Raw genomic sequence first — 8,986 nt, 5'->3', positions numbered from 1 at the left:
TACCCGGCCACGGCCACCGAGTTCACCGGCACAGGCATGATTGTCGACGGCGACCAGACCAACACCCAGGGCTTCATTGAGGCCTACGACAACCACTTCGTGGCCACCTGCAACTCGGCCATGAACATTGCCGGCGGACACGACGTCTACTACCACGACAACCGCATCATCATGGCTGGCCTTATGCCCGATGGCACGACCCGCCTACCCACAGCGTATTGCGGTGGCGCCATCTTCAACTACTACGGCCAGGGCAGCTTCAGCAACTTCAAAGTTGACAAGCAGGTAATCGGCTACGTGCACTGGGGCCGCAACAACCCCTACGCCAACCGCCAGGATGAAGGTGACTACGGCATCCTGATCATGACCAACACCCAGCACCTGCCCAACCCCATTACCCAGCAGACCGAACGGGACGAATACACCCGCTGGCTCGGCAAAGTAGGCCAGAACGGCCTCAAGATTGGTGTTGGTGGCAGCAGCACGCCTACGCCAACCAACGTAGCTCCAACGGTAGCCCTGAGCGTGGCCTCGACGGCTACGGTGGGCACGGCCCTGACGCTGAACGCCACGGCTGCTGACGCCGACGGCTCGGTTGCCAAAGTAGAATTCTACAGCGGTGCTACCAAGCTTGGTGAAGATACTTCGGCGCCTTACTCGCTGAGCTACACGCCTACCGCCGCCGCCACGCTGAGCCTAACGGCCCGCGCTACCGACAACGTGGGTGCCGCTACTTCTACTGCCGTGACTTCGGTAACGGTGACCAACGTGACGGCCGGTGGCGGCACGGGTGGTACCGGCTCGACCGGCGGCACGGGTACTGCTACCGGTACGTTCTACCGCGCCCTGAACATCGGTGGTTCGGCCACCAGCATTGACGGCAACAGCTTTGAAGCCGGCAGCGGCGCGGCTAACGCCCAGATCAGTGGTGCTACCTTCGCCAACCAGAACGTGACGCTGAACCCAGCCACGGATGCGGCCCGTGCCCAGATGATTCGCTCGTCGGTATATGGCCCTAACCTCAGCGTACAGCTGACCTCGGTACCCAGCGGCGCTTACAACGTGTATGCGTACGTTTGGGAAGACGACAAAGCTGAAGTATTCAACGTGGCTGTGAATGGCACCACGGCCGTGAGCAACTACAACAGCGGCTCGGCCGGTACCTGGAAGAAGCTCGGCCCATATGCCGCCAACGTCACCAACGGCACCATCAGCGTAACTACCAGCGGTGGCTGGGCTAACATCTCGGGCATTGAAGTATGGAAGCAGGGCACGGCTACCCCAACCAACGTAGCGCCTACAGTAGCCCTGAGCGTATCGTCGAACTCGGTTGCCGTGGGTACGGCCCTGACGCTGAACGCCACGGCCGCTGACGCCGACGGCTCGGTTGCCAAAGTAGAGTTCTACAGCGGTGCTACCAAGCTCGGTGAAGATACTTCGGCGCCTTACTCGCTGAGCTACACGCCTACCGCCGCCGCTACCCTGACTCTGGCTGCCCGCGCTATCGACAACGTAGGTGCTGCCACGACCTCGGCCGCTGCTTCGGTGACCGTAACGGCTCCCGTAGTGACGACGACGCGCACCTTCTACCGCGCTATCAACATCAACGGCGGCGCCATGACCCTCGACGGCAACAGCTGGCAGGCTAGCAGCGGCGCGGCCAACATCTCGGTGGGCGGCTCGACCTTCGCCAACCAGAACGTGACGCTAACGCCCGCCACGGATGCGGCCCGCGCCCAGATGATTCGCTCGTCGGTGTATGGTCCCAACCTCAGCTTCCAGATGACCTCGGTACCTAGCGGCTCGTACGAAGTGTTCGTGTACGTTTGGGAAGACGACAAAGCCGAAGTATTCAACGTGGCTGTGAATGGCACCACGGCCGTGAGCAACTACAACAGCGGCTCGGCCGGTACCTGGAAGAAGCTCGGCCCATATGCCGCCAACGTCACCAACGGCACCATCAGCGTAACTACCAGCGGTGGCTGGGCTAACATCTCGGGCGTAGAAGTATGGAAGAAAAACACGGGTACGGCCTTCACCCTGCCCACTTCCACCTCGGCTACCCTGAAGTCAACGGCCAGCGTATCGGCCCAGTCTGCCTCGGCAGTACAGGGCCTGGCTTCGGCCGCCATGGTTTCGCAGGCGGCAGCTACGCTGGTAGCTCCACTCAGCCAGCGCAGCGCGGCAGCTCTGACCCCGGCCGTAGCAGCTACGAAAGTGGCAGCTGCCAAGCAGGTAGCCGTGCAGCAGCCATCTGCTGGCCTGGAGCCCCGATACTCGGACGGCGCGCAGGCAGTGCAGCCCCAGCTTTCCTAATCACCTAGTACCGGTATAAGCGGCGCGCCGCTTAACCTTCAACCACAGGCCTGTTCCCGCGAGGGGGCAGGCCTGCGTTGCGTTGTAGGCTAGCGCCGGCGCAGAAGCGCCGCCGCTTTCCCTGTTCAGGCCACTCCTATTACTATAGGTACGCAAACTAAGGTTTATTCAATTAATTATTTAAATAGGTAAAGTATTTTCAACTCAACTGTTGCTATTGTCAATTTTAATACAATAATTTGACAATAAAGTTCTACTAAGGGCTTTCCGTCAAGAATGTAATTAATCTACTCACACCAGTTTGTATGAAGCGCGCACTCATTACCGGTATCACAGGGCAGGACGGAGCGTATCTGGCCGAGCTATTGCTTTCCAAAGGCTACGAAGTTCACGGCATCAAGCGCCGTTCGTCGCTTTTCAACACGGATCGGATCGACCATCTCTACCAGGACCTGCACGAGGAGCACGTACGTTTCCGCCTGCATTACGGCGACCTGTCGGATGCCACCAACCTAATCCGCATCGTGCAGGAAGTGCAGCCCGATGAGATTTACAACCTGGGTGCTATGTCACACGTGAAGGTGTCGTTCGACATGCCCGAATACACGGCCGACGTGGACGGCGTGGGCACGCTGCGCCTGCTCGAAGCGGTGCGCATTCTGGGCTTGTCGAAGAAAACGCGCATCTACCAGGCGTCCACCTCCGAGCTGTACGGGCTGGTGCAGGAAGTGCCCCAGCGCGAATCCACGCCCTTCTACCCCCGCTCGCCCTACGCCGTGGCCAAGCTGTACGCCTACTGGATTACGGTAAATTACCGGGAAGCCTACGGCCTCTACGCCTGCAACGGCATCCTGTTCAACCACGAGTCGCCGCGCCGGGGCGAAACCTTCGTGACGCGCAAAATTACCCGCGCCGCCGCCCGCATTGCCCTGGGCCTCCAGGAAAAGCTGTACCTGGGCAACCTGGACGCCAAGCGCGACTGGGGCCACGCCAAAGACTACGTGGAAGCCATGTGGCGCATGCTGCAGCAGGACGAGCCGCGCGACTACGTCATTGCCACCGGCGTGACCACCCGGGTGCGCGAGTTTGTCCGCCTGGCCTTTGCCGAGCTGGGCGTCGAGCTGGCTTTCAGCGGTGAGGGCGTGGCCGAAGTGGGCCACGTGGTAGCCTGCCACAACCCCGACTTCCAGCTCCCGATCGGCAAAGTGGTGGTGGCCGTCGACCCCGCCTACTTCCGGCCCACCGAGGTAGAGCTGCTCATCGGCGACCCCACGCGGGCCCAGACCGAGCTCGACTGGCACCCCACCTACGACCTGCCCGCCCTGGTGAGCGACATGGTGCAGAACGACCTGCGCCTGTTTCAGCGCGATGCCGTGCTCGTGGAGGCCGGCCACCAGGTGCTCAGCTACCACGACGAGTAGTTGCTTCTGCTTCCGTTCCTACCCCTGCTCCCCGCCCGCCGGCTTTTCAATCATTCCGCTACACATCTACTGGCAACAGGCTGCCTTTGTCGGGCCTCAGGCTCTGATGCTGAGTTGCCCGCCTGCTGTCTCACTTTATCATCTTCCTTCTGTTTATGGAAAAAAATGCCAAAATCTACGTGGCCGGCCATCGGGGCATGGTAGGTGCGGCGCTGGTGCGCCGTCTGACTCGCGCAGGCTATACGAATCTAATCACGCGCTCCTCGGCCGAGCTGGACCTGCGCAATCAGGCGGCCGTAGCCCAGTTTTTTGCCCAGGAAAAGCCCGATTACGTGCTGCTGGCCGCCGCCAAGGTGGGAGGCATCATCGCCAATAATACGTACCGGGGCGAGTTTATCTACGAAAACCTGATGATTCAGACCAACGTCATTCATCAGAGCCACGTGCACGGCGTAAAAAAGCTGCTGTTTCTGGGTTCCTCCTGCATTTACCCGCGGCAGGCCCAGCAGCCCATCCGGGAAGACTACGTGCTGACCGGCCCGCTGGAGTATACCAACGAGCCCTACGCAGTAGCCAAAATTGCGGGCCTGAAGATGTGCGAGGCCTACCGGGCCCAATACAACGACAACTTTATTTCGGTGATGCCGGCTAACCTCTACGGCCCCGGTGATAACTACGACCTGCACAGCTCGCACGCGCTGCCGGCGCTGCTGCGCAAGTTCAGCGAGGCCGTCGTCAACGGCCACGACCGGGTGCAGGTGTGGGGCACGGGCACGCCGCGCCGCGAGTTTCTGCACGTCGATGACCTGGCCGATGCCTGCCTGCACCTGCTGCTGCACTACAACGAGCCCGAGCCCGTCAACATCGGTCCCGGCCAGGATCTGACGATTCAGGAGCTGGCCGAGCTGATTGCCGAGCTGGTAGGCTTCACGGGCGCCATCGAGTTCGACTTCTCCCGGCCCGACGGCACCATGCGTAAGGTGCTAGACGTAAGCAAGCTGCACGCCTTGGGGTGGCACCACCGCATCCGGCTGGAAGAAGGTCTGCGCATGGTGCTCGACTCGGAAGAGTGGCGGGCCGCTACGCCCCGGCTGACCCTGGTGCCACAGTCGGCTTAGCCCGGCCTCCTATCCTCTCCCTTCTACTCTATTCTGGCTCAATGGCTACGTCTGAACTTATTCACAAGGGCCGGCGCTGGGCGAGCCGGCGGCTACGGGAAGTGGTGCCCTACAATGGCCACTACCGGCCCGTGGGCGTGCACGCCAGCAGCCAAGTCTTGGCGGCCCGGCCCCGCAGCGGCGCTACCTACGTGGAGCTATACGCCCCGGAAACCACCTACCTGGACATCAGCGAGGAACTGTACGCCCACACCTGCGACTACGGCGGCCTGCACGCCAAGCCCATCCGGACGGAAGACGCGTCGGCGGCTTTTCTGCTTTGCCTGGAGCACGGCCGGCTGCTGGCCGACAACAGCCAGAGCGTGGCCGTCATCAGCGCCGACAACCGGCTGGTGGGCGACGTTTCCTTCCAGTACGATGCGCGCTACTCCAACGTGACGCAGCCCGAGCACAACAACGTCTTCCGGCTGCGGTGGTTTTCCGCGCCGGTAGTGGTGCGCGGCACGGTCTTCAGCCTGCTCTCGGGCGGCGGGGCGGCTTCGGGCAACTACTACCACTGGCTCACCGACTCGCTGCCCCGCCTGCACCTGCTCAAAGAGGCCGGCCTATGGGACTCGGTTGATTACTTCCTGATTTATGACTGCAACCGGCGCTTCGTGGTCGACTCGCTGCTGGCCATGGGCATCCGTAGGGAGCAGCTGCTCGACGTAAGCACCCACCAGCACCTGACGGCCGACCGCCTGCTGGTGACTTCGCACGTGCGCCGCCCTACCCACACGCCAGAATGGGCCTGCACTTTTCTGCGGCGGGAATTGCTGCCGGCCGCGGCCCCCGAGTCGTTCAGCCCCTACATCTACCTGAGCCGCCGCGACGCCCCGGCCCGGCACGTGCTGAATGAGGAAGCGGTGGAAGAATTTCTGCGGCCTTATGGGTTTGAGACGCATGTGCTGGGGCACTACACGCTGGCTCAGCAGATTGCCTTGTTTGCCGGGGCCAAAATGGTCATTGCCCCCACCGGCGCAGGCCTCACCAACCTGCTGTTTGCGCCACCCGGCACGCCAGTCATCGAGCTATTTCCCAAGCACTTCACCGTCATTGAGTATCCCGAGCTGTGCTACCGCCTGGGGCTACCCCACCAGTTTTTGGTGTCGGAAGCGGCCAAAGGGGAGCTGCACTCGCGCCGGGATGGGTGGCAGGAAGACCTCACCGTTGATCTGGACGCGCTGGACCGCTGCTTGCAGCAGGCCCTGGCCCCCGCCAAACCGGTCAGCCCTGCCCAGCACCCCGTGCATTCCGATTCTTATTCCTACTAGCCGCTTTTGACCGCAATTGTCGATGTCTATGCAAGATCTTCTGTCCCGGGTGCGGCGCCGCACTGGCCATGTGCTGCGCGAGTGGGTGCCCTACAACGCGCACTACCGGCCCGTGGGCGTGCATGCCAGCGCCCGGGCCCTGGCCGCCCGTGCCGGCAGTGGCGCCGCCTACACCGAAGTATATCCGGCCTACCACTCTACCCTCGCGGTTTCCGACGACTTCAACGCCCTGCTGCCTTCCTACTATGACAAAGTGCCCGCCCAGGAGCAGATTCCGGCGGCCTTCGTGCTGACCCTGCCCGGGGGCCGCATCAATGTGGACAACCGCAGCAGCGTGGCCGTCATTGCGGCCGACAACCACCTCGTGGGCGATGCTTCGCTGCAGTACCTGCCCGGCCGCTTTTCCGTGACGCCCGCCACGGCCAATCCGGTGCTGCGGCAGCGCTACTTTCAGCCTCCGCGCCGCGTGCAGGGCACCGTATGCAGCCTGCTGTCGGGGGGCGGGGCGGCCATCGGCAACTACTACCACTGGCTGCTCGACTCGCTGCCCCGTCTGCACCTGGTGCAGGAAGCTGGGCTCTGGGACACTATCGATTACTTCCTGATTTATGACCGCCGCCACCGCTTTGCCGTGGAAACGCTATTGGAGCTGGGCATCCGCGACGAGCAGATTATCGACGTGCAGCCCAACGCGCATATCTGGGCCGAGCACCTGGTCGTCACCTCACCGGTACGCGGGGGCGGACACCACTCGCCGGTCTGGGCCAGTGAGTTTATGAAGCAGGCCTACCTGCCGGCTGCCGCCGCAGTTTCGGCCGGGCGCCGCTTCAGCCCGTTTGTGTACGTAAGCCGGCGCGATGCCGCGTTTCGGCGGGTGCGCAACGAGGCCGAAGTGGAAGCCCTGCTGGCCGCCTACGGCTTTGAGAGCTACGCCCTGAGCGAGCTGAGTTTGCGCGAAAAAGCGGCCTTGTTTTCCGGGGCCCGCCTGGTGGTGGGGCCCGTAGGCGCCGGGCTGATCAACATCCTGTTTTGCGCGCCCGGCACGCCCCTCATCGAGTTTCTACCCCGCAACCTGGTTGTGGGCGACTACCTGGAGCTGACCTCTCGCCTGCAGATGCCCCACTACCCGCTCATCAGTTCCCGCGACGACGCCTCGGCCCAGAAAGCCACCGCCGACCGGCAGGACGACCTGACGGTAGACCTGACGGCCCTGCGCCAGGCGCTGCAGCACGCGCTGGCGCCGGCCTCGCTGCAGCCCACCGAGGCCTAGCGGCGGTTGTTGCCAGCGTTGCCGTTCCATTTTTCCCCGCCCGTATCCAGCTTTCTTCTCATGGCTTCCGTTCTGCTTTCTATCGTTACCTGGAACAGTGCTGCTGTAATCGAGGCCTGCCTGGCCTCGGTGCTGGCCCAAACGTATACCGACTTTGAGGTGTGGGTGGTAGATAATGCCTCGGCCGACGATACCCGGACCCGCGTAGCCGCCATTGCCGCTACCGATGCCCGCGTGCAGCTCCACAGCCTGCCGCGCAACACTGGCTTCTGCGGCGGCCACAACTACGCCCTGGACCGCACCCACTCGGAAGCCGTGCTGCTGGTAAACCCCGACATTGAGATGCAGCCCGACTACCTGGCCTGCGCCATGGCCCGCCTACATACCGATAAGCGCATCGGCACGGTGTGCGGGCTGCTGCTGCAAAGTCAGGACGAGAATCCGCGCATCGACAGCACCGGCATGGAGGCCCTGCCCGACGGGCGCTTCCGGCTGCGGCACCACGCTCAGTTTCTGCAGGACACGCCCCTCACCGCGGGCCCCGTCGATGGGGCCGATGGGGCCCTGCCGCTCTACCGCCGGGCTTTCATCGACGATTTGCGGGTGGAAGGGCAGTTTTTTGACGAGCGTTTTTTTGCCCACAAGGAAGACTGGGACATTGCCTGGCGCGGGCGGCTATTTGGCTGGCTCACAGTGTTCGACCCAGCCTGCCGGGCCCTGCACCCCCGCGAGTTCCGGCCCGCCGACCTACGGGTGCGCCTGCGCCTGAGCGGCAACATCAAAGCCGATGCGGTGAAAAACCAGTGGCTGCTGCTGCTCAAGAACCCACCGCGACGGGAGCTGCCCGGTATCTGGCTGCGGGCTTTGCCCCGGCAGCTCGGCATTTTGCTGTACTGCCTGCTGCTGGAGCGCCCTTCGCTGCGGGCCTACCGCTACGTATGGCAGCAGTGGGGCAGCATTCAGCAGGCCCGCCACCTGATTCAGAGCCGTATTCGGGAGCGGGAGCAGCGGGGTTTCCGCCTGCCATTGCCCGCTACCCCACCCCCCGACCCGGCAGCCCGGCAAATGAGGGCTGACCTAGTGTAAGTTTTCCCTGACCGTTTCGCGCCGCGCCCCGGCTGCTTTGGCACTTGCCCAGAGCGGCCGGGGCGCGGCGGCGTTTTGGCGCCTAACCTGTAGTAGTTAGTAGTCCGTAAGCTATTCTTCTGGGTTGTAGCTAAGCCAGTTGGTGGCTTCCCATCTGCTGATGCAACAGGTAATAGCAGGGTCCAAAATCTACCTTGGTCTGTAATTGCATTTAAAGCTAAATCCTTTCACTACTCTGTTTAGGCGAAAAATTAGCAAGGCGCCAGTCAGGTATGAGATAATTACATAATATAATTTTTTTACTATATAAATTTCCTTCAAAAAATATATTAGTACAATTTTAAATTTAAAATTTGCTATTAATCATAAATCAAGTAGCTTTAGTGAGGGGACTATATCATTGGACTTTAAAAGGCTCACCTATGAAAGATCTTTCTCTCTTTTCTTGTGGCTTACCATTAA

The 8,986-nt window shown here is 61.9% G+C and carries 6 protein-coding genes; all 6 read left to right on the top strand.

Annotated elements, in window-relative coordinates; all coding sequences use genetic code 11:
* Window positions 1-2,316, top strand: a 2,316-nt coding sequence (locus tag LGH70_RS10560) for an Ig-like domain-containing protein (RefSeq protein WP_226185275.1), incomplete at its 5' end; no start/stop codon positions are given.
* 305 nt (window positions 2,317-2,621) lie between these two features.
* Complete coding sequence (gene gmd / locus LGH70_RS10555; RefSeq protein ID WP_226185273.1) at window positions 2,622-3,737, top strand: GDP-mannose 4,6-dehydratase; 1,116 nt, start codon at window positions 2,622-2,624, stop codon at window positions 3,735-3,737.
* A gap of 155 nt (window positions 3,738-3,892) precedes the next feature.
* Window positions 3,893-4,855, top strand: coding sequence for a GDP-L-fucose synthase family protein (locus tag LGH70_RS10550; RefSeq protein WP_226185271.1), 963 nt, complete (start codon window positions 3,893-3,895; stop codon window positions 4,853-4,855).
* A gap of 41 nt (window positions 4,856-4,896) precedes the next feature.
* Window positions 4,897-6,168, top strand: coding sequence for a glycosyltransferase family 61 protein (locus LGH70_RS10545; protein ID WP_226185269.1), 1,272 nt, complete (start codon window positions 4,897-4,899; stop codon window positions 6,166-6,168).
* A gap of 28 nt (window positions 6,169-6,196) precedes the next feature.
* Window positions 6,197-7,438 carry a glycosyltransferase family 61 protein gene (locus tag LGH70_RS10540; protein ID WP_226185267.1) on the top strand — a complete coding sequence of 414 codons (1,242 nt, stop codon included), beginning with the start codon at window positions 6,197-6,199 and terminating at the stop codon, window positions 7,436-7,438.
* 60 nt (window positions 7,439-7,498) lie between these two features.
* Entirely contained in the window at window positions 7,499-8,524 is a 1,026-nt protein-coding gene (locus tag LGH70_RS10535) for a glycosyltransferase family 2 protein (protein ID WP_226185265.1), read from the top strand.
* The last annotated feature ends 462 nt before the right edge of the window (window positions 8,525-8,986 follow it).

Source organism: Hymenobacter nitidus (genome assembly GCF_020447315.1).
Taxonomy (GTDB): Bacteria; Bacteroidota; Bacteroidia; order Cytophagales; family Hymenobacteraceae; genus Hymenobacter; species Hymenobacter nitidus.
Note: the sequence above shows the minus strand (reverse complement) of the source record. Positions and strands in the feature narration are given on the sequence as shown.

Excerpts from the sequence above, each read along its gene's own strand:
- gmd (WP_226185273.1), top strand. The coding sequence starts at position 2,622 with ATGAAGCGCGCACTCATTACCGGTATCACAGGGCAGGACGGAGCGTAT.
- LGH70_RS10550 (WP_226185271.1), top strand. The coding sequence starts at position 3,893 with ATGGAAAAAAATGCCAAAATCTACGTGGCCGGCCATCGGGGCATGGTA.
- LGH70_RS10545 (WP_226185269.1), top strand. The coding sequence starts at position 4,897 with ATGGCTACGTCTGAACTTATTCACAAGGGCCGGCGCTGGGCGAGCCGG.
- LGH70_RS10540 (WP_226185267.1), top strand. The coding sequence starts at position 6,197 with ATGCAAGATCTTCTGTCCCGGGTGCGGCGCCGCACTGGCCATGTGCTG.
- LGH70_RS10535 (WP_226185265.1), top strand. The coding sequence starts at position 7,499 with ATGGCTTCCGTTCTGCTTTCTATCGTTACCTGGAACAGTGCTGCTGTA.